This window comes from Leifsonia lichenia (assembly GCF_054780215.1).
Map to the genome: position 1 here is coordinate 185,486 of NZ_BAAGWT010000009.1, position 20,154 is coordinate 205,639.

At 69.5% G+C, this 20,154-nt stretch carries 16 protein-coding genes; all 16 read left to right on the forward strand.

Annotated features, from left to right (window positions below; translation table 11 throughout):
• The first annotated feature begins 21 nt into the window (after positions 1-21).
• The 16 genes from ACYVGI_RS15965 (at position 22) to ACYVGI_RS16040 (ending at position 20,125) form a co-directional block, all read left to right on the forward strand.
• Positions 22-2,664, forward strand: a complete 2,643-nt coding sequence (locus tag ACYVGI_RS15965; RefSeq protein ID WP_460633581.1) for a DNA polymerase III subunit gamma and tau — start codon at positions 22-24, stop codon at positions 2,662-2,664.
• A 3-nt stretch (positions 2,665-2,667) separates the two neighbouring features.
• Positions 2,668-3,264, forward strand: coding sequence for a recombination mediator RecR (recR, locus tag ACYVGI_RS15970; protein WP_055890505.1), 597 nt, complete (start codon positions 2,668-2,670; stop codon positions 3,262-3,264).
• Positions 3,265-3,349: 85 nt separating this feature from the next.
• Positions 3,350-4,636 carry an aspartate kinase gene (locus ACYVGI_RS15975; protein ID WP_055890507.1) on the forward strand — a complete coding sequence of 429 codons (1,287 nt, stop codon included), beginning with the start codon at positions 3,350-3,352 and terminating at the stop codon, positions 4,634-4,636.
• 94 nt (positions 4,637-4,730) lie between these two features.
• Positions 4,731-5,801 (forward strand): aspartate-semialdehyde dehydrogenase, encoded by a 1,071-nt coding sequence (locus ACYVGI_RS15980; protein ID WP_460633582.1) that lies wholly within the window; start codon positions 4,731-4,733, stop codon positions 5,799-5,801.
• Between the two features lie 4 nt (positions 5,802-5,805).
• On the forward strand, positions 5,806-6,249 hold the full coding sequence (locus tag ACYVGI_RS15985) for a DUF1801 domain-containing protein (protein WP_460633583.1): 444 nt from the start codon (positions 5,806-5,808) through the stop codon (positions 6,247-6,249).
• 76 nt (positions 6,250-6,325) lie between these two features.
• Positions 6,326-7,801, forward strand: a complete 1,476-nt coding sequence (locus ACYVGI_RS15990) for a malate:quinone oxidoreductase (RefSeq protein WP_460633584.1) — start codon at positions 6,326-6,328, stop codon at positions 7,799-7,801.
• A 291-nt stretch (positions 7,802-8,092) separates the two neighbouring features.
• Positions 8,093-9,796 carry an ABC-F family ATP-binding cassette domain-containing protein gene (locus tag ACYVGI_RS15995; RefSeq protein WP_460633585.1) on the forward strand — a complete coding sequence of 568 codons (1,704 nt, stop codon included), beginning with the start codon at positions 8,093-8,095 and terminating at the stop codon, positions 9,794-9,796.
• A 63-nt stretch (positions 9,797-9,859) separates the two neighbouring features.
• A complete protein-coding gene (locus ACYVGI_RS16000; protein WP_460633586.1) occupies positions 9,860-10,996 on the forward strand; it encodes an Rv2578c family radical SAM protein in 1,137 nt (378 codons plus the stop codon).
• Positions 10,997-11,129: 133 nt separating this feature from the next.
• On the forward strand, positions 11,130-12,524 hold the full coding sequence (locus ACYVGI_RS16005) for a sensor histidine kinase (protein ID WP_460633587.1): 1,395 nt from the start codon (positions 11,130-11,132) through the stop codon (positions 12,522-12,524).
• A complete protein-coding gene (locus ACYVGI_RS16010; RefSeq protein ID WP_460633588.1) occupies positions 12,521-13,735 on the forward strand; it encodes a hypothetical protein in 1,215 nt (404 codons plus the stop codon). Before ACYVGI_RS16005 ends, ACYVGI_RS16010 begins: the two co-directional genes overlap by 4 nt.
• Positions 13,732-14,406, forward strand: coding sequence for a helix-turn-helix transcriptional regulator (locus ACYVGI_RS16015; RefSeq protein ID WP_460633589.1), 675 nt, complete (start codon positions 13,732-13,734; stop codon positions 14,404-14,406). The genes ACYVGI_RS16010 and ACYVGI_RS16015 overlap by 4 nt, the downstream gene beginning before the upstream one ends.
• Before the next feature lie 29 nt (positions 14,407-14,435).
• Positions 14,436-15,107 (forward strand): thymidine kinase, encoded by a 672-nt coding sequence (locus tag ACYVGI_RS16020; protein ID WP_055890520.1) that lies wholly within the window; start codon positions 14,436-14,438, stop codon positions 15,105-15,107.
• Positions 15,108-15,149: 42 nt separating this feature from the next.
• The gene (locus ACYVGI_RS16025) at positions 15,150-16,457 is read left to right on the forward strand and encodes a UDP-glucose dehydrogenase family protein (protein WP_460633590.1); all 1,308 of its coding nucleotides are present in this window, start codon (positions 15,150-15,152) and stop codon (positions 16,455-16,457) included.
• Positions 16,458-16,534: 77 nt separating this feature from the next.
• Complete coding sequence (locus ACYVGI_RS16030) at positions 16,535-18,391, forward strand: DUF4012 domain-containing protein (protein WP_460633591.1); 1,857 nt, start codon at positions 16,535-16,537, stop codon at positions 18,389-18,391.
• Between the two features lie 56 nt (positions 18,392-18,447).
• Positions 18,448-18,984 (forward strand): hypothetical protein, encoded by a 537-nt coding sequence (locus tag ACYVGI_RS16035; RefSeq protein WP_460633592.1) that lies wholly within the window; start codon positions 18,448-18,450, stop codon positions 18,982-18,984.
• Positions 18,985-19,099: 115 nt separating this feature from the next.
• Entirely contained in the window at positions 19,100-20,125 is a 1,026-nt protein-coding gene (locus tag ACYVGI_RS16040) for an LLM class flavin-dependent oxidoreductase (protein ID WP_460633593.1), read from the forward strand.
• The last annotated feature ends 29 nt before the right edge of the window (positions 20,126-20,154 follow it).

The window sequence follows — 20,154 nt, forward strand, 5'->3', positions numbered from 1 at the left end:
GGCGGCAAGTACCATGAGTGGGTGGTTACCGCACTGTATCGCCGCTATCGGCCAGACACCTTCGCCGAGATGATCGGGCAGTCGCAGGTGACCGAGCCGCTGATGACGGCCCTGCGCACCAACCGGGTCAATCACGCCTACCTGTTCAGCGGCCCGCGCGGCTGCGGCAAGACCACCTCGGCCCGCATCCTGGCCCGCTGCCTCAACTGCGCGGAGGGTCCGACGGACACGCCGTGCGGAAAGTGCTCGAGCTGCATCGAGCTGAGCCGCGACGGCAGCGGATCGCTCGACGTCGTCGAGATCGACGCCGCCAGCCACAACGGCGTCGACGACGCCCGCGACATCCGGGAGCGCGCCATCTTCGCGCCCGCCCGCGACCGCTACAAGATCTTCATCCTCGACGAGGCGCACATGGTCACGCCGCAGGGCTTCAACGCTCTGCTCAAGATCGTGGAGGAGCCGCCGGAGCACGTGAAGTTCATCTTCGCGACCACGGAGCCGGAGAAGGTGATCGGCACCATCCGGTCCCGTACCCACCACTACCCGTTCCGGCTCGTCCCTCCCGCCCAGATGCTCGAATACGTGCAGACGCTCTGCGACGCAGAGGGCGTGCGGGTCGCACCGGGCGTGCTCCCGCTCGTGGTGCGCGCAGGCGGAGGCTCGCCGCGCGACACGCTCTCGCTCCTCGACCAGTTGATGGCGGGCTCCGACGGCACCTCGGTCGAATACGAGCGAGCCGTCGCTCTGCTCGGCTACACGCACGCCGCCCTGCTCGACGAGGTGGTCGACGCCATCGCAGCACGGGATGCGGCAGGGGCGTTCGGCGCCGTCGACCGCGTCGTGCAGACCGGCCAGGACCCGCGGCGCTTCGTCGAAGACCTGCTCGAACGACTCCGCGACCTCATCGTCGTCTCCGCCACCAGCGCAGAAGGCGCCGCCGCGGTGCTCCGTGGCGTTCCCCAGGACGAGCTCGACCGGATGAGCGTGCAGTCGATGAAGTTCGGAGCGGCAGAGCTGTCGCGCTCGGCCGACATCGTCAACGCTGCTCTCACGGAGATGACGGGGGCCACGTCGCCCCGGCTGCACCTCGAACTGATGATCGCGCGCGTTCTCGTGCCGTCGAGCGACGCGAGCGAGCGCGGCGCCCTTGCCCGTGTGGAGCGCCTGGAACGCCGGGTCGGCGTGAGCGACGCCACGGGCGGGAGCGGCGGTGCGGGGGCTCCCGCGCCGATCGAGCCCGCTGTCGTGACTCCGCAGGCCGCGCCGCGGCCCGCTGCGGCGACGGCGCCCGCTGGTTCGGCGGCGCCCGCTGGTTCGGCGGCGCCCGCTGGTTCGGTGGCGGCTGCTGGTTCGGCGGCGGCTGCTGGTTCGGCGGCGCCTGCGGCTTCGACCGCGACGTCGGGCTCGGCGGCTGAGGCGCAGGCTGCGTCGGCGGGACTGGCCGGTTCTGCTGCGCCGGGTGGCGCACCCGTTGCGCAGGCAGAGGAGACCGCCACCGCGGCATTGCCCGCTTCGCAGGCCGCGTCCACGGCCGCAGAGCCCGCCCCTCCCGTGGCGACTCCCGCACCCGCACCGGTCGGCCCGGTGACGACGCAACAGGTCAAAGACACCTGGCCGCAGATCCTTGATGCCGTGCAGCGGGCCAAGCGCAGCGCGTGGATGGTCGTGTTCACCGCGCAGGTCCGCTCACTGAACGACGACGTCCTCACGCTGTCGTTCCCCAGCGACAACGACGTGGCCAGCTTCAAACAGCAACAGGGTTCCGACACCAAGGGCGTGAGCGAGTACCTGCGCCAGGCCATCGTCGACCTGCTCGGCATCCGTGTGAAGTTCATCGCGCGTGCGGACGGAGCACAGGGCGGAGGCGCCGGTCCCTCCGGCGGTGGTCGTCCGGGTCCCGGCGGTTCAGGGGCCGGTGGTCCTGCTGCGGGTGGTCCTGCTGCGGGTGGTGGGTCGAATCCATCAGCCGCGTCCGCTCCTGCGGCATCCACGCCGTCCGCGTCCGCTCCTGCGGCGTTCGTTTCGTCCGCGGCTCCTGCAGCGTCCGCTCCTGCGGCATCTGCGACCTCGGCCGCTCCAGCATCCCCGCCGTCCGTGCCCGCCGCCCAGGCCGCACCCGCCGTCACCACGGAGTGGGCTGTCGTCAGCATCCCCGGCGGCGCGTCGAACATCGTCGAAGCATCTACCGCTGCGACGTCGCCAGCGCCAGCGCCAGCGCCAGCGGCAGTGGCAACGCCCGCATCCGCTCCGTCCGCGGTCGCGACGCTGGAGCGCGACGACTACCCGCACGACGACGTCCCTCCGCCAGAGACCGAGCCGCCGTACGAGCCGCCGCTCCCCGCGGAGCCGGAAGGCGAGTGGGCGGTCAGCGCCCCCGACGAACCACCGATGCCGGACTCGGTGCGCGAGGCATCCTCCGGGTCGGCCCAGCAGCGCGCATCCACTGGCCCGGCCTCCGGTGCTCCTGCCTCCGGTGCCCCCGCCTCCGGTGCCCCCGCATCCAGTGGCCGCGTCGAGGAGCGTCCAGCGCGCACCTCGCAGGCGGCCGGTGCGCGCACGCCGACGTTCCAGCAGCCGCAGCGGTACGGCGAAGCGGTGGTGCGCGAGATCCTCGGCGCCACCTTCATCGAAGAGCAGGCAGCCCCGCCTGCCGGGTCGAGGTAACGCGTGTACGAAGGTATCGTCCAGGAACTGATCGACGAACTCGGACGGCTTCCCGGCATCGGCCCGAAGTCGGCTCAGCGCATCGCGTTCCACATTCTGCAAACCGAGACGTTCGACGTCACCCGGCTCGCCGAGGTGCTGCTCGAAGTGCGCGACAAGGTGCGGTTCTGCGAGATCTGCGGCAACGTCTCCGAACAGGAGACCTGCACCATCTGCCGCGACCCACGCCGAAACCCCGAGCTGATCTGCGTCGTCGAAGAGGCGAAAGACGTCGTCGCGATCGAGCGCACCAGAGAGTTCCGCGGGCTGTACCACGTGCTCGGCGGTGCGATCAGCCCGATCGACGGCGTCGGGCCGGACGACCTGCGCATCCGGCAGCTCATGCAGCGCCTCGCGGACGGCACCGTGCAGGAGGTCATCATCGCCACCGACCCCAACCTCGAGGGCGAGGCCACGGCCACCTACCTCAGCAGGCTGCTGACCACGCTCGAGATCCGCGTGACCAGGCTCGCCTCCGGACTCCCCGTCGGCGGCGACCTCGAGTACGCGGACGAGGTCACTCTCGGGCGCGCGTTCGAGGGCAGACGGCTCATCTCCTGAGCTCGTCCTCACCGCGGCGTCATATGGGATTCGGCGTATGTGATCGCGGCTAGGATGGGGTTTCCGGCTTATCCCAGGAGTATCAGTGGCCCTCATCGTGCAGAAATTCGGCGGATCGTCCGTCGCAGACGCAGAGAGCATCAAGCGCGTCGCGAAGCGCATCGTCGAGACCCGCAAAGGCGGGAACGAGGTGGTCGTCGCCGTCTCGGCGATGGGCGACACCACAGACGAGCTGCTCGACCTCGCCCACGACGTCACCCCCATCCCCGCCCCGCGCGAGCTGGACATGCTGCTCACCGCCGGTGAACGCATCTCGATGGCGCTGCTCGCCATGGCGATCCGCAGCATGGGATACGACGCGCGCTCCTTCACCGGCAGCCAGGCGGGCATGATCACCGACGCGCAGCACGGCGCCGCCCGCATCGTCGACGTGACGCCCGGCCGCATCCGGGATGCGCTCGACGAGGGTGCCATCGCAATCGTCGCCGGCTTCCAGGGCTTCAACCGCGACACCAAAGACATCACCACGCTCGGCCGCGGCGGCTCGGACACCACCGCCGTCGCCCTCGCCGCCGCGCTCGGCGCTGAGGTCTGTGAGATCTACACCGACGTCGACGGCGTGTTCACCTCCGACCCGCGCGTCGTGCCGAACGCGCGCAAGATCGACCGCATCACCAGCGAAGAGATGCTCGAACTGGCCGCGGCCGGTGCGAAAGTCCTCTATATTCGCGCCGTGGAATATGCCCGTCGCCACAACGTGACCCTGCACGTGCGCTCATCGTTCAACAACAACGACGGAACGCTCGTGCTCAACGAAGCAGCGGTCGAGGCCGCGAAAAAGAAGGACGGAACCGTGGAAGAGCCGATCATCGCCGGAATCGCCACCGACCTGAGCGAAGCCAAGATCACCGTCGTCGGAGTGCCGGACGTGCCAGGCAAGGCGGCGCAGATCTTCAAGATCGTCGCGAAGACCGAAGCCAACGTCGACATGATCGTCCAGAACGTGTCCGCTGCGGCCACCGGCCTCACCGACATCTCCTTCACCCTGCCGAAGTCGGAGGGCCAGCGCGTGCTCACCGCTCTCAAGGCGGAGCAGCCGGAGGTCGGCTTCCAGTCGCTCCAGTACGACGACCAGATCGGCAAGCTCGCGCTCGTCGGTGCCGGGATGCGCACGAACACCGGCGTCTCCGCTCAGCTCTTCGCCGCCCTCTTCGACGCCGGCATCAACATCGAGATGATCTCCACCAGCGAGATCCGCATCTCGGTCGTCACCCGCGCGGACACGGTCAACGAGGCTGCGCGCGTCGTCCACAAGGCGTTCGGCCTCGACGGCGACGACAAGGCGATCGTCTACGCGGGCACGGGACGCTGACACCGCATCCGCGAGCCGGATTCATCTCTGGCGGGAATGCGCGCAGCGCGACCGCCGTTCGACCTCACAACACGAGACCCGAAGGGGCCACACCATGAGCGAGACAAAAGAACTCACCGTCGCCGTCGTCGGAGCGACCGGGCAGGTCGGCAGCGTGATGCGCCGCCTGCTTGAGGAGCGCGACTTCCCGGTGGGACGCATCCGCTTCTTCGCCTCCGCCCGTTCGGCGGGCACTACCCTGCCGTTCAAGGGTGAGGACATCGTGGTCGAGGACGCGGCGACCGCCGATGTCTCCGGCATCGACATCGCCCTGTTCTCCGCGGGAGCCACCGGCTCCAAGGCGCAGGCTCCCCGGTTCGCCGAGGCCGGCGCCATCGTGATCGACAACTCCAGCGGCTGGCGCATGGACCCGGATGTCCCGCTCGTCGTCAGCGAGGTCAATCCCGAGGCCATCGCGGATGCGCGCAAGGGCATCATCGCCAACCCCAATTGCACCACCATGGCCGCGATGCCCGTGCTCAAGGTCCTGCACGAGGAGGCGGGCCTCGAACGCCTGATCGTCAGCACATACCAGGCCGTCTCCGGCTCGGGGCTCGCGGGAGCCGAGGAACTGGCAGGCCAGATCCGCACCGCCGTCGCGGACGAGAACCTGCTGCAGCTCGTTCACGACGGTTCCGCCGTGGCGATGCCGGAGCCGGTCAAGTACGTCCGTCCGATCGCGTTCGACGTGATCCCGCTCGCCGGTTCCATCGTCGACGACGGCGAGAACGAGACGGACGAGGAGAAGAAGCTGCGCAACGAGAGCCGCAAGATCCTCGGCCTGCCGGAGCTGCTGGTCAGCGGCACCTGCGTGCGCGTCCCCGTCTTCACCGGCCACTCTCTCTCGATCAACGCCGAGTTCGCGAAGCCGATCAGCCCGGAGCGTGCGGAGGAACTCCTCGCGAAGGCCCCCGGCGTCGTCCTCACCGACGTGCCGACCCCGCTGGAAGCCGCAGGAAAAGACCCGAGCTTCGTCGGACGCATCCGCCGGGACGAGGGTGCGCCCGCGGGTCGCGGACTCGCGCTGTTCATCAGCAACGACAACCTCCGCAAGGGCGCAGCGCTCAACGCCGTGCAGATCGCGGAGATCGTCGCCGAACGCCTCGCAACGCCCGTCACCGCCTGACACCATGGCGTCGGCGTCGATCCCGGCCGAGGTCGCGGCTTACTTCGACGGGCTCGATGCCGCGAAGCGCGCGGTCGTCGAGCCCGTCTTCGAGACCGTGGCCGCTGCGATGCCGGACGGCTACAGCCTCGGGATGCACTGGCGTATGCCCGGCTGGGTCGTCCCGCTGGAGACGTTCCCCGTCACATACAACAAGCAGCCGCTCGCGTACGTCAGCATCGCAGCGCAGAAGAACTACAACTCGCTCTACCTGATGGCGCTCTACAGCGAGTCGGACGAGGACGCTGCCTTCCGCACGGCGTGGGAGGCAAGCGGCAGGACGCTGAACATGGGCAAGAGCTGCCTGCGTTTCCGCACGCTGGACGATGTCGACCTCCCTCTCATCGCGGAGACGGTCGCGGCGTTCCCGGTCGAGCGGTTCATCGACCTGTACCAGCGGGTGCGCTGATCCGGGAGGTGGACGCATCCACCCGCATCAGGTCCGTACGGACAAAGCGACGCGCCGGGCACCGTAGGATTGACGGGTGAGTAATTCTCCCATCGACGTCGTCCTCATCGGCGGTGGCATCATGAGTGCCACGCTCGGAGCCCTCATCCAGAGGGTGCAGCCGGACTGGACCATCCGGCTGTACGAGAACCTGGGCGAGGTGGCGCAGGAGAGTTCCAACCCCTGGAACAATGCGGGCACGGGCCACGCGGCCCTCTGCGAGCTCAACTACATGCCCGAGGCGTCCGACGGCTCTGTCGACCCCGCGAAGGCCATCGCGATCAACGAGCAGTTCCAGCTCAGCCGTCAGTTCTGGGCGAGCCTGGTGACCTCCGGCGACCTCCCTGAGCCGTCCACCTTCATCAATTCAACGCCGCACATGACGTTCGTGCACGGTCGCGACAACGTCAGCTACCTGCGCAAGCGCTACGAGGCGCTCAAAGACCAGCCGCTGTTCGCCGGCATGGAGTACACGGAGGACCCGGCTGTGCTCGCCGAGTGGACCCCGCTGCTCACGAAGAAGCGCAACCCCAAGCAGCGCGTCGCCGCGACCAGGGTGCCGGCCGGAACGGACGTCGACTTCGGCGCGCTCACGAAGGCTCTCGTGGACGACCTGCAGCGCCGCGGCGCCGACGTCGCCCTCAACCACAAGGTGCGCAGCATCAAGCGCACCAAGGACGGCCTCTGGAAGCTCAAGGTGCGCCATCAGGTCGGTCACACCCCGCACGAGGTGACGGCGCGTTTCGTGTTCGTCGGCGCGGGCGGAGGTGCCCTGCACCTGCTGCAGAAGTCGGGCATCCCCGAGATCAACGGCTTCGGCGGGTTCCCGATCTCCGGTCAGTTCCTGCGCACGAGCGACCCGAAGATCGTCGCCCAGCACCAGGCCAAGGTCTACGGCAAGGCCGCCGTCGGCGCTCCGCCGATGTCCGTGCCGCACCTCGACACGCGCGTGGTGGACGGACAGGCGTCCCTGCTGTTCGGCCCGTACGCCGGATTCAGCCCCAAGTTCCTGAAGACCGGCACGTGGTGGGACCTGCCCGGTTCGGTTCGTCCTGGCAACCTCATCCCGATGCTCGCGGTCGCGAAAGACAACTTCGACCTCATCAAGTACCTCGTCGGCGAGCTCCTCGCCAACCGGGCCAAGAAGATGAAGGCGCTGCAGGAGTTCATGCCCACCGCCAAGAGCGAGGACTGGGAGCTCATCACCGCCGGACAGCGCGTCCAGGTGATGAAGAAGGACCAGAAGAAGGGCGGCGTGCTGCAGTTCGGCACGGAGGTCATCGCGTCGGCGGACGGCTCGATCGCCGGTCTCCTCGGGGCTTCGCCTGGCGCATCCACTGCTGTGCCGATCATGCTCGACCTGCTCAAGCGCTGCTTCCCCGACCGCTACGACGCCTGGTTGCCGACGCTCACCGAGCTCGTCCCCACCATCGGGACGACCCTGAACGACCGTCCAGCCGAGGCAGAGCGGGTCACCGCCCAGACAGCCGACATCCTCCACATCTCGCGCTGATCGCGGCGCACGATTCGTGCGAAAGGTGCGGTCGGCTTTGGTCCGACCGCACCTTCGGCACGAACTGTTGCTGGACAAATCGCGCGCGACGTTGGTAGAGTCGTCGGCGCTATGAAGTAGGAATCTCCTTTCGTCCCGCGCCTGAGGCTTTCGCCCACGCGATGCTGTGCATCGTGGCGCCGTCGACATAGCCGGGTGACATCGTCATCGTTATTCAGCGCTCCGGCGCGGCTGTCGGCGGGAACACCCGGCGGGAATCAGCTCCACGGAGCGCTCGAAAAGGCGGATTCCATGCCAGCAAACCTTCCAACGACGATTCCCACCGCATCCACTGCCTCCCCGACGGCGGTGGCTCTCGGGGCTGCCGGGGCTTTCGCCGCGGTCGCCGATCACCTCAAGGCGGACGGCGTCTCGCAGAGCTACGGCGATCACCGCGTGCTCACCGATGTCTCGCTCACCGTCGCGCCCGGCGCGCGTCTCGGACTGATCGGCGAGAACGGCGTCGGCAAGTCGACGCTGTTGCGCATCCTGGGCGGCGCAGAGTCACCGGACGGCGGAACGCTCGCGCGTCCCGCCCGCACCGGCATCCTCTGGCAGGAGGTCCGCTTCGCGCCGGAGGAAACGCTCGCCGCCCTCGTCGAGAGCTCGCTGGCAGAGGTGCGCGCCATCGAGCGGGAGCTCGAGGCGTCAGCGTCGAGCCTCGGCGGCGGTCCTGAGGCGGACGCGCGCTACGCCCGCGCCCTGGACGCGGCGGAGAACGCCGCCGTGTGGAGCGTGGATGCGCGCCGCGACGAACTCCTCGACGGCCTCGGCGTCGGGTCCATCCCGCTGCACAGGCGGCTGTCGGAGGTGTCCGGTGGCCAGCGCAGCCGGTTCGCCCTCGCCGCGCTCCTGCTGTCCAGGCCGGACGCGCTCCTCCTCGACGAGCCGACCAACCACCTCGACGACGACGCTGCCCGCTTCCTCGAACGGCAGCTCAGCGCCTGGCGGGGTCCGGTGGTGTTCGCCAGCCACGACCGCGCCTTCCTGGATGCGGTCGCGACGGGCCTGCTCGACCTGGACCCTTCTCGCTCCGGCACGACCGTGTTCGGCGGCAACTACTCGGCGTACCTCGCCGCGAAAGCGGACGAGCGGGAGCGCTGGGAGAAGCAGTTCGCCGACGAGCAGGACGAGTTGAAGGCGCTCAAGTTCGCGGTGGACGTGACCGCTCGCGGCATCGCCTGGTCCGGCAAGGTGCGGGACAACGACAAGTTCGCCAAGTCGTTCAAGGGTGGGGCGCTGGACAAGCAGATCAGCCGCCGCATCAAGAACGCGTCGGGCAGGCTCGACGAACTCACGGAGGCCCAGGTGCGAAAGCCCCCGGCGATCCTGAGCTTCTCGGGCATCCCCACCGGTTCGCAGGCGCTGAACGAGGAGGCCGGCACGCTGGTGCAGGTGTCGGATGCGCGCATCCCCGACCGGCTCGACATCGCCTCGTTCCGGGTGGAGCCGCAGTCGCGCATCCTGATCACGGGCCACAACGGCGCCGGCAAGTCGACCCTCCTGTCGGCGCTGGCCGGGCTGCAGCCGGTGGACTCGGGTGCGGTGACGAGGAGGAAAGGGCTGCGCGTCGGCCTCCTCGAACAGGATGTGCGCTTCGCCGATCCAGCGGCCAGTCCGCGCCGGATCTACGAGGAACGTCTCGGGGAGCGGCGGGCGGAGGCTGTCCCATTGACCGGTCTCGGCCTCGTCGCGCCGCGCGACGTCGACCGCCCTGTCGGCGCCCTCTCGATCGGTCAGCAGCGCAGGCTCGCGCTCGCGCTGATCCTCGCGAAACCGCCGCACGTGTTCCTGCTCGACGAGCCGACCAACCACCTCTCGCTGTCGCTCGCGACCGAGCTGGAGGAGGCGCTCGGGGCGTATCCGGGGGCCGTGGTGGTGGCGAGCCACGACCGCTGGCTGCGCTCGGCGTGGAGGGGGGAGCGGGTGGAGATGGCGGGCGGCAGGATCGTGTGACAGGCGGGCAGCTCGCGCGTTGAGGCGCTTGCTTAACCTTCGAACATATGTTCGAATGAATCCATGAGATGGAGCGGGCAAGAACTCACGGCGGAAGAGCCGTCGACGCTGCCGGGGTTGGCGCGGCTCAACAACCTGGTGCGGTCGGTGCGCACGCCCGACTTCGCGGGCATCACGTTTCACGAGGTGCTCGCGAAGTCGGCGCTCAACAAGATCCCTGGCGGGGGAGGGCCGATGCCGTTCGGCTGGACCATCAACCCGTACAGGGGATGCTCGCACGCGTGCGTCTACTGCTTCGCCCGGCCGACGCACTCCTACCTCGAGCTCGACTCCGGCAAAGACTTCGACCAGGAGATCATCGTCAAGGTCAACGTGGCCGAGGTGCTGCGCAAAGAGCTGAGCAAGCCGAGCTGGGGGCGCCACCCGGTGGCGCTCGGCACCAACACCGACCCGTACCAGCGGGCGGAGGGGCGGTATGCGCTGATGCCCGGCATCATCGATGCGCTCGCCGACACCGGCACGCCGTTCAGCATCCTCACCAAAGGGTCGTTGCTCCGGCGCGACCTGGACCACCTGGCGGACGCGGCTCGGCGCGTTCCCGTCGACCTGGCGATGTCGATCGCGGTGTACGACGACGAACTGCAGCAGTCCGTCGAGCCCGGCACGCCCAGCACCAAGGCCCGGCTGGCGACGGTCACGGCCGTGCGAGAGCACGGGCTCGACTGCGGGGTGTTCCTGATGCCGATCCTGCCGTACCTGACCGACACCAGGGCGCACCTGGACGAGGCGCTGCGGCAAGCCAAGGAGGCGGGAGCGACCTCGGTGCTCTACACGGCTCTCCATCTCAAGCCGGGGGTGAAGGAGTGGTACTACCTGTGGCTCGGGCGCGAGCATCCCGACCTGCTTCCGCAGTACCGGCGCATGTACGGGGGAGGTGCGCACGCGCCGAAGGAGTACCGGAAATGGCTGGCGGCCAAGATCAAGCCGCTGATCGCTGCGCACGGGCTGACGCGCGGGGAGGAAGATCCGGTCACCGGGGGTGTTCGGTCGACCGCACTCGGGATGCTGCGCGACGGCGAAGGCGAGCGGCAGGTGGCGTCCGCCGCTGCCGGGGCGCGCCGCACCCGCGTCATACCGGAGGAGGTGGATGCGGAAGCGAACGGGCTGACGGTGCTGGGGGTGCAGCCGACGCTGTTCTGAGAGGGTTCGGTGGCTCTCGGGGAGGGTGAGGAGCCGGTCGGGGTACACACGGCGACGATTGGGGTACGCAGGGAGGGAGAGAGATGGCATAATCCATCTGAGGCGCACAGGCGCCGCACACGAGGGGGTGGCGATGTCGCTCGGGCTGCCGAGTCATCTGTCGCGAGTCGCCAACTCGCGGGCGCTGGCTGCCGCAGCGCGATGGGCGGCGCTGGTGTGCCTGGGGTCCGCGTTCGTCAACGTGGCGGTCGCCGGGTTCGGGTCGGCGGGGGCGTACTCCTGGATCGGACTGCTGGTGCTGCTGCCGATGGTCGGGCTGCTGGTGCTGCTGTCGCGGGGGCGCACGGTGATTCTGACGGTGGCATACCTCGTGGTCGGTGCGTTCTCGACGTACTTCTACGTGCTGATCCTTCTCGATTCCAACCCCGGGTACGCAGACACCAACCTGTTCGTCATCGCACTGCCGGTCGTCGCGATGACGCTGGTCGGCGGTGCGGGGACAGGGTCGCTGTACGGCATTCTCTGGTCGACGCTCGGGTTCGCGCTCGCCGAGGCGGCGGTCGTGCTGGCCGCGCTCACGGCGGGGCGGGTGTTCCGGCAGGATGCGATCTCGCTCGGCGCCTACCTCCTGCTCGTCGGGATCTTCGCGTTCGACGGACTGACCCGCGGCTCCCGCAGCCGACCGCAGTCGGCGATCCACCGATCGGTTCGGGATACGCGCCTCATCGACCTGCGCCGCGACGTGATCGCGGAGTACGCCGCCGACCTCCACGACACGGTGCTCAGCGACCTGCTCGCCCTCGCCGCCGCGCGGCCAGGGCCGCTCGCGCCGAAACTGCGAGAGCGCATCGAGGCGGACCTGCTGACCCTCGGCGCCTCGGTGGCGGGTGGGCCGTCGGGTGCGGGCGATGTCCGTGGGGCTGGTGGCGTTGGCGGACTCGGTGGTGCTGGAGGTTCGCCCGGGGCTGGTGGAGCTGGTGGGGCTGGTGGGGCTGGCGGACTCGGTGACCCCGACGATGCCGCGGATGGAGCACGTCGCACTCACGACAGCGGGTGGCCGCCGTCTGGCTCCGCGCGGTCGGGGCTGCCGCATCCACTGGGCGACGACGGGCCAGGGGACGCGTGGTTCGGCAGCGAACTCCACCAGGCCGTCGAGCAGGCCCGCGACGAGGGGCTGGCGGTCAGCGTGTCCGGCGACCGGGATGTGCTCGGCACGCTCTCCCTGGACAGGCGGCGGGCCGTCGGGCTCGCTGTGCGGCAGTGCCTCGTCAACGTGGTCCGGCACTCCGGGAGCGCGACGGCGGAGGTCACGCTGTCGTCGTCGGGGGGTTCCGTCTCCGTCATGGTGGTGGACGAGGGGCGCGGGTTCGTGCCGTCCGCGGCGGCGAGCGACCGGCTCGGATTGCGGCAGTCGGTGCACGACAGGATCGAGCGCGTCGGCGGGGTCGTGACCGTCTACTCGAGCGAAGACGTCGGCACCACCGTGCTCATCGTCGTCCCGTCCTACGACGAGGAGGCGGCCGGATGAGCACGCTCGACGACGCCGCCATCGTGCGGCTGCGGTCGACGCCGTTCGAGCGCACACCGCAGCGGCTCGACCCTCTCGGCGTCCAGTCCGCGTGGCTGATCGTGCCGCTGCTGAGCCTCGTCGCCGTCGGCTACGCCGTCTACTCGACCATCCAGCACAGCGACCAGTTGCGCGACCCGGCGCTCGCGTACTCCGCCATCGTGCTGCTCCTGCTGGCGGGCATCGCGTTCTCGGCGCGCGCGCATCCCGCGCTCGCACCGTTCGGGCGAGGAGCGCACCTGTCGATCATGGCGGTGACGCTCATCGCCGCACTCGCGTTCACGGCGGCGGTGTGGGGACACAACGTGCGCATCCAGGACGACTGGGGGCAGATCGCCATCGCACTGTTCCTGGTCGCGATGCCGCTGTACCGGCCGATCTCCGAAGTCCTGGTCGTCGCCGTGGTGTCCTCCTTCGCGCTCGGCATCTCGTCTGCGCTGCAGGCTGGAACCCTGTCCATCGTCACCAGCCCCATCGTCTACTTCACCGTTTCCGCGACCCCGATCATCGCGCTCGCCTGCGGCGGCTGCGGGTACGCCTGGACGATGACAGGCGAGACGCTGGCCTGGCGCCAGGTGGCCAAGCGGGGCCAGGCGGAACTCGACGCCGAACTGCGGGAGACCGCCCGCAGGATGGTCGCCCAAGAGCAGATGTCGACCCTGAACGAAGCGACCGTGCCCTTCCTCGCCGACCTGCTGCGCCGCGGTGAGGTCACCGCGGCCGACACCGAGGCCGCTATGGACCTCGCCGTCCGCCTCCGCGACGGGACCGTCACCGCTGTCGACCGCACCTGGCTGGCCGAACGGCTCGCCCAGGCGCTCGCGCTCCGGGGGATCGACCCCAGAGCCACCCACTCGGTGCGGATGGTCGACGACCCCGACCGCCTGGATCGCGCGCTCAGCGACGAGCAGCGGGCGATCGTGGGGGCCATCATCGCGACGGCGGTGACGCTCCCCGGCCTCGACCCGAGCTCGGTGCGCATCGTCGCACGTCACCCGGAGCATCCCGAGTTCGAGCTGAGCGCGACGGTCGCGCAGGCGCCGCGCGACATCCGCCACGCGCTGTCCGCCCTGCTCAGCTCGTTGCGCTCCGTCGCGATGGACGCGACCCTGCGCATCCACGGGCAGCACATCACTATTCGATTCGCCTACCCGGAAGGGGAGAACAGGTGAACACCGCATCCACCGCGCCGCCGATCAGGCTGGCGCTCCTCGACGACCACGAGCTGCTGCTCGACAGCCTGTCGTCGTGGATCGAGAAGCACGCCCCCGACCTCGACCTCGTGGTGCGGGCGAGTAGCTGGCTCGAACTCGTCCACAGCGACCAGTTCCCCACCGATCTCGTCATCATGGACCTGCAACTGCGCGAGACCATCTCCATCGGCGCTCGCGTTCGCACCTGCCGGGCGGCAGGCGCCAAAGTCATCGTGCTCAGCGCCGTCGACACCGCAGAGGACCGGGATGCGGCGCTCGCGGCCGGCGCGGTCGCCTACCTGAGCAAGACCCAGCCGATGACCGACGTGCTCGACGCTGCGCTCGAAGCGATGGGACGGGGCAGCGGAGGGGAAGCCGCGAAGGAGCCGCAGGCGGAGCCGGCCTGGCGACCGAAGCCGAGCATCCCGGAGTCGGCCAGACCCAGGCTCAGCGACGGCGAGCGGCAGGCTCTGACCCTGTACGCGGACGGCAGGACGACCTCCGAGGTCGCCAAGGCGATGAACGTCCAGTACGAGACCGCGAAGACGTACCTGCGGAGGGTGAGGGAGAAGTACGGCAAAGCAGGACGCCCGACGAGCTCCCGCGCGGATCTGATCCGGCGCGCCGCGGAGGACGGCTACCTCACCTGACCCGCTGGCGCACCCCATAGGATCGGTGCGTGGCAAAACTGTATTTCCGCTACGGCGCGATGAACAGCGGTAAGAGCACGGCGATGCTCCAGGCGGCCTACAACTACGAGGAGCGCGGGCATCGCGTGCTGCTCGCGAAGCCGTCGATAGACACCAAGGGCGACATGGGCATCCTGTCGCGGCTCGGCGTCACCCGCGAGGTCGACTACCTGATCACGCCGGAGACCGACGCGTACGGCCGGTTCCAGCAGCACAGGGAGCGCACCGTCAAGCGGTACGACCGCGACGTCAGCGCCCTCCTCGTCGACGAGGCCCAGTTCCTCACCGAGGCCCAGATCGATGATCTGCTCAGGATCGCGCTGCTCGAGAATATCCCGGTGCTCGCGTACGGCATCCGCACCGACTTCCAGACTGTCGCGTTCCCGGGCAGCAGGCGCCTCCTCGAGATCGCGCACACGCTCGAGGAGCTGAAGACGATCTGCCGCTGCGGCAGGAAAGCGATCTTCAACGCCCGCAAGATCGACGGGATCTTCGTGTTCGACGGCGACCAGGTGGCCATCGACGGAGCGTCCGTCAGCTACGAGTCGCTGTGCGGCGCCTGCTATCTGCAGGAGAGCCAGGGCGTCCTCAACAACGGCCGCAGACACTGGCCGCTCGACGCCGCCGCGTACACTGACGAGCCCGACCCCGACTTCACCTGACCCTCGGAGCGCGTGCGCTCCCCGGAAGAATCGACGTTCAGCATGAGAATCTCCGTGATCGGCTGCGGTTATCTCGGAGCGGTGCACGCCGCATCCATGGCTCACCTCGGACACGACGTCGTCGGCATCGACGTCGACGAGCGCAAGATCGCGCTGCTGTCCTCCGGCCAGGCGCCGTTCTTCGAGCCCGGCCTTCCCGACGTGCTCGCCTCATCCATCGCCTCCGGCCGGTTGCGGTTCACCACCGACTTCGCCGCGGCGGCCGACGCGGACGTGCACTTCGTCGCGGTCGGTACGCCGCAGGTCGCCGACGGCGACGCAGCCGACATGCGCTACGTGGATGCGGCGTTCAGCACCCTCCTGCAGCACGTGAAGGCGGGGGATGTGCTGGTCGGCAAAAGCACGGTCCCGGTCGGCACGGCGGCGCGGCTCGCCGAGCAGGTCGAGTCGACCGTCGACGGCGCGACGCTGGCGTGGAACCCCGAGTTCCTGCGGGAGGGCTTCGCAGTGAAGGACACGATCAGCCCGGACCGGCTGGTCTACGGAGTTCCGGCAGGCGACGCCGGACAGCGCGCCGCCCGCATTCTGGATGAGGTCTACGCATCGGCCGTCGCGACGGGGACGCCGGTGATCGTCACGGACTACGCAACGGCAGAGCTCGTGAAGGTGTCGGCGAACGCGTTCCTCGCGACCAAGATCAGCTTCATCAACGCGATGGCGGAGATCGCGGAGGCGACCGGCGCCGACGTGACGCAGCTCGCGGATGCGATCGGCCACGACGCCAGGATCGGTCGCCGCTTCCTCAACGCGGGCGTCGGCTTCGGCGGCGGCTGCCTGCCGAAGGACATCCGGGCGTTCAGCGCTCGCGCCAGGGAACTGGGCAAGGGTGAGGCGCTGGCGTTCCTCTCCGAGGTGGACAAGATCAACCTGCGCCGCCGCGAGCGCGTCGTCGACCTGGTGCGCGAAGAGGTCGGAGAGCTCGCCGGCGCCCGCGTCGCGATGCTGGGTCTGGCGTTCAAACCGCACTCGGACGACATCAGGGACTCACCGGCGCTCGACGTCGCGATGCGGCTCGCCGAGGCGGGAGCGCGGGTGATCGCGACGGACCCGGAAGCGGTCGAGAGCGCATCCCGTCGGGCGCCGCAGCTCGAATACGCCGCGTCGGCGGAGGAAGCGGTGCGCGATGCGGACGTCGTCGTGCTGCTGACCGAGTGGCCGCAGTTCACCGGGCTCGACCCGGCCGCCGTCGGGGAGCTCGTGGCCCGCCGCAGCATCATCGACGGAAGAAACTGCCTCGACCCAGCCGCCTGGCGGGCGGCAGGGTGGACGTACCGCGGGCTCGGGCGCTGATCGCGCGCTGAAAATGCCCCCGCTTCTGGGTGGGATAAAACCCAACGTAAAAAGTGAGGAATTGTTAGATTAGTCGTATGGCGACGTCTGGCACTCCTTCCCCCACCCCACCAGGGGCGTCGGCTCGCCCTGCTCCCGACCCGGCGAGACGCCGTCTGATCCTCTGGATCGTGGCCGCCGTGGTGTTCGTCCTGCTCCTCATCGGCGCCTGGGTGGGCGTCCGTGGGCTGCTGGCGAAGAACGAGCTGGAGTCCGCCCTGCCGGCGGCGAAGCAGGTGCAGACCGCCGTGGTCGCCGGAGACCTCGCGACCGCGAAGTCGGCAGCGACGACTCTGCGGAAGCACGCCGCCGCCGCCGCGTCGCTCACGGGAGACCCCGTCTGGCGCGTCGCGGAGTTCTTCCCGCTGCTCGGCTCCAACCTCACGGCCGTGCGCGTCGCAGCGGCGTCGACCGACCAGCTCGCCTCGCAGGTGATCGACCCGCTCGTCGGCGTCGCCGGCCAGGTCGACCCTCGGGCGATCAAGCCGGTCGACAAGAAGATCGACCTCGGGCCCATCGAGGCGGCGAAGCCCGTGGTGGTGAAGGCGCAGGCCGCCTTCCACACCGCCAAGAGCAACGTCGACGGAATCGACACCGAGGGCACCCTCCCGCAGGTGACCAGCGCCGTCGAGCGTCTGCAGACCCAGCTCGGCAAGGCGGCCGGGGTGGTGGATGCGGTGGGCAACAGCGTCCGTCTCCTCCCGCCCATGCTCGGTGCGGACGGGCCGCGCACCTACCTCGTCCTCGTCCAGAACCCCGCGGAGCTCCGTGCGACGGGCGGCCTCGTCGGCGCCCTGGCCCTGATCAAGGCCGACCACGGCGCCATCACGCTCGAAGCGCAGTCCTCCGGCACGAGCATCGGCCCGTGGCCCTCGCCGGTGAGCGCCATCCCCGCGTCGACGCAGGGCCTGTACGGCCCGCTGCTCGGCCGGTTCATCCAGGACGTGAACCTCACCCCGCACTTCCCGCTCGCGGCGACCACGGCGGCCACCATGTGGAAGGAGACGCACGGCGGCACGGTCGACGGCGTCCTCACGATCGACCCCGTGGTGCTCACCGGCCTGCTCAAGGCGACAGGGCCGGTCGCGCTGCCGACGGGCGACATGCTGACCTCGGCCAACGCCATCCCGCTGCTGCTGAGCGAGAGTTACAAGAAGTTCGCCCTGCCGGAGGAGCAGGATGCGTACTTCGCGTCCGCGGCGACGGCGGTCTTCGACAGCGTGGCCTCCGGGAAGGCGGACGGTGCCGAGCTCGTCAAGGCGCTCGCCAACGCTGGAGCAGACCGGCGTCTGCTGGTCTGGAGCGCGCATCCGGAGGAGCAGAAGGTGCTCGCGCCGACCACGCTCGCCGGCGGGCTCCCCGAATCCACGCCCTCGACGGCAGGGCTCGGCGTGTACTTCAACGATGCGACCGGCGCCAAGATGGACTACTACCTCAAGGCGAAGATCGAGGCGGGGACCGCGATCTGCCGGGTGGACGGCAAGCCGACCAGCCGGGTCAGCGTCACGCTGACCAACACCGCGCCCGCGGATGCGGGTACCACGCTGCCCGACTACGTGACGGGTGCGGGGACGTACGGCGTTCCTCCCGGAAACATCCGCACCAGGGTCGCGGTCTACGGTGCGGAGGACGGTCTGCTCGTGTCGACGACGAGCGGCGGCGCTCCGTATGCGACGATCTCCGGCACGGACGCGAAGCGGCCGGTGAGCGTCTTCACCGTCGAGTTGGCGCCCGGTGAGTCGAAGACCGTCAGCGTCGATCTGCTGGATGTGAAGCAGACAGCGCCGGGAATGGATGTCTTCGTCACTCCGACCCTTCCGAAGACGACCCCCGATGTGGGGGGATCGGGAAGGGTGTCGGTCGTTGCCCTCGACTGCGGCTCGACGGTAAAGTGAGGAAAAGTCATTTAGACTAACCCGCGCACCACCGGCCTCCCCGAAAGGCTCCCCGAATGTCCAAGAAGTTTCTGGCAGCGCTGATCATCGGCGCAGCGATCGCCCTCGCGGCACCAGCCGCGGCCAACGCCGTCCCGTACACCCACGGCGGCGACTGCAGCATCAGCCCGTCCACCGTCGCAGCAGGCGGCACGAGCACGATGACCTGCGCCCCTGGCACGTTCAAGCCGTCGGAGGGCGTCCAGTACGTCGTCTCCGGCAAGGACGCATCCAAGGCCACGCTCAGCTCCGACCCCACCGCGACCAACCTCGGTGGATCGCAGCTCGAGATCACCGTCCCGCAGGACGCGAGCGGCGCATACACGGTCACCGCGACCGGTGCATCCAGCCAGGCGGCCTCGGCCGTCACGGTCACGGTGCTCCCCGCCGATGTGCCGGCGTCGACCAGCAGCAGCGGCAGCTCGACCGGCCTCGCATCCACCGGTTCGACGGTCGGCTGGTACATCGCCTGGATCGGCGGAGCCCTCGTCGTGCTCGGCCTGATCGTGCTCTCGCTCATCGCGGCGGCGCGCAGGCGGGCACACCAGTCCTGATCACCGGACAACACAGCACCCGGGGTGCGGCTCACAACGGAGTGGGCCGCACCCTTCTGCCGTTCCCGGCGGCGGGCGAGGGAATCGACGGACTGCGGCGGCGGTTGCACCTGAGGTGACCACGCAGAACGCCATCCCGCTCAACGTCCTCGACCTCGCCAGCCGTCCGTACGGCGGCACCAACGCGGATGCGGTGGCGGGGTCGGTGCGGCTGGCGCAGGCGGCGGAGGAGCTGGGCTACCAGCGGTTCTGGGTCGCGGAGCACCACGGGATGCCGGGGATCGCATCCAGCGCCCCGGCCGTGCTCATCGCAGGCATCGCCGCGGCGACCTCGCGCATCCGCGTCGGCAGCGGCGGTGTGATGCTGCCGAACCACGCCCCGCTCGTCGTCGCCGAGCAGTTCGGCACGCTGCGCGCGCTCTACGGCGACCGCATCGACCTCGGGATCGGCCGTGCGCCCGGCACGGACGGCGCGACGGCGATGGCGCTGCGCCGCAGCACGGAAGGGCTGGGCGTCGACGACTTCCCCCAGCAGCTCCTCGACCTGCTCGGCTTCTTCCACGGCGGCATGAGTGACGCGAACCCGCTGCACACCATCACCGCCGTCCCCGGTCTCGGAGACGCGCCGCAGGTGTGGCTGCTCGGGTCGAGCGGGTTCAGCGCGCAGGTGGCCGCAGCGCTCGGTCTGCCGTTCGCGTTCGCCCACCACTTCGCCGGCGACCACACCGAGGAAGCGCTCGACCTCTACCGCTCGCGATTCGAGCCGAGCGAGACGCTGCGAGAGCCGCACACGATGATCGGCGTCAACGTCGTCTCCGACGAAGACCCCGCTGTGGTCAGGGCGCTCTCGCTGCCCGGCCAGCTCTCCTTCCTGCGGATGCGGATGGGCGCGAAGCCGCAGCCGGTCAGCATCGAGGAAGCGCTGGCGTACGAGTTCACCCCGTTGGAGGAGGAGTTCATCGCCGCCAGGAACGCGAGGCAGGCCATCGGCACGCCGGACGAGGTGTCGTCCAGGCTCGAATCGCTGCTCGCATCCACGGGGGCGGACGAGCTCATGATCACCTCGGGAGCGGCGACCGTCGACGGGCGCATCCGGTCGCTCGAGATCGTGCGCGACGTGCTCGGAGTGCCCGCAGGGTAGCGTCCCCTGCGCCCCGGCGCCAGCACATG

Excerpts from the sequence above, each read along its gene's own strand:
- ACYVGI_RS15980 (WP_460633582.1), top strand. The coding sequence starts at position 4,731 with ATGAGCGAGACAAAAGAACTCACCGTCGCCGTCGTCGGAGCGACCGGG.
- ACYVGI_RS15985 (WP_460633583.1), top strand. The coding sequence starts at position 5,806 with ATGGCGTCGGCGTCGATCCCGGCCGAGGTCGCGGCTTACTTCGACGGG.
- ACYVGI_RS15995 (WP_460633585.1), top strand. The coding sequence starts at position 8,093 with ATGCCAGCAAACCTTCCAACGACGATTCCCACCGCATCCACTGCCTCC.
- ACYVGI_RS16000 (WP_460633586.1), top strand. The coding sequence starts at position 9,860 with ATGAGATGGAGCGGGCAAGAACTCACGGCGGAAGAGCCGTCGACGCTG.
- ACYVGI_RS16005 (WP_460633587.1), top strand. The coding sequence starts at position 11,130 with ATGTCGCTCGGGCTGCCGAGTCATCTGTCGCGAGTCGCCAACTCGCGG.
- ACYVGI_RS16010 (WP_460633588.1), top strand. The coding sequence starts at position 12,521 with ATGAGCACGCTCGACGACGCCGCCATCGTGCGGCTGCGGTCGACGCCG.
- ACYVGI_RS16025 (WP_460633590.1), top strand. The coding sequence starts at position 15,150 with ATGAGAATCTCCGTGATCGGCTGCGGTTATCTCGGAGCGGTGCACGCC.
- ACYVGI_RS16030 (WP_460633591.1), top strand. The coding sequence starts at position 16,535 with ATGGCGACGTCTGGCACTCCTTCCCCCACCCCACCAGGGGCGTCGGCT.
- ACYVGI_RS16035 (WP_460633592.1), top strand. The coding sequence starts at position 18,448 with ATGTCCAAGAAGTTTCTGGCAGCGCTGATCATCGGCGCAGCGATCGCC.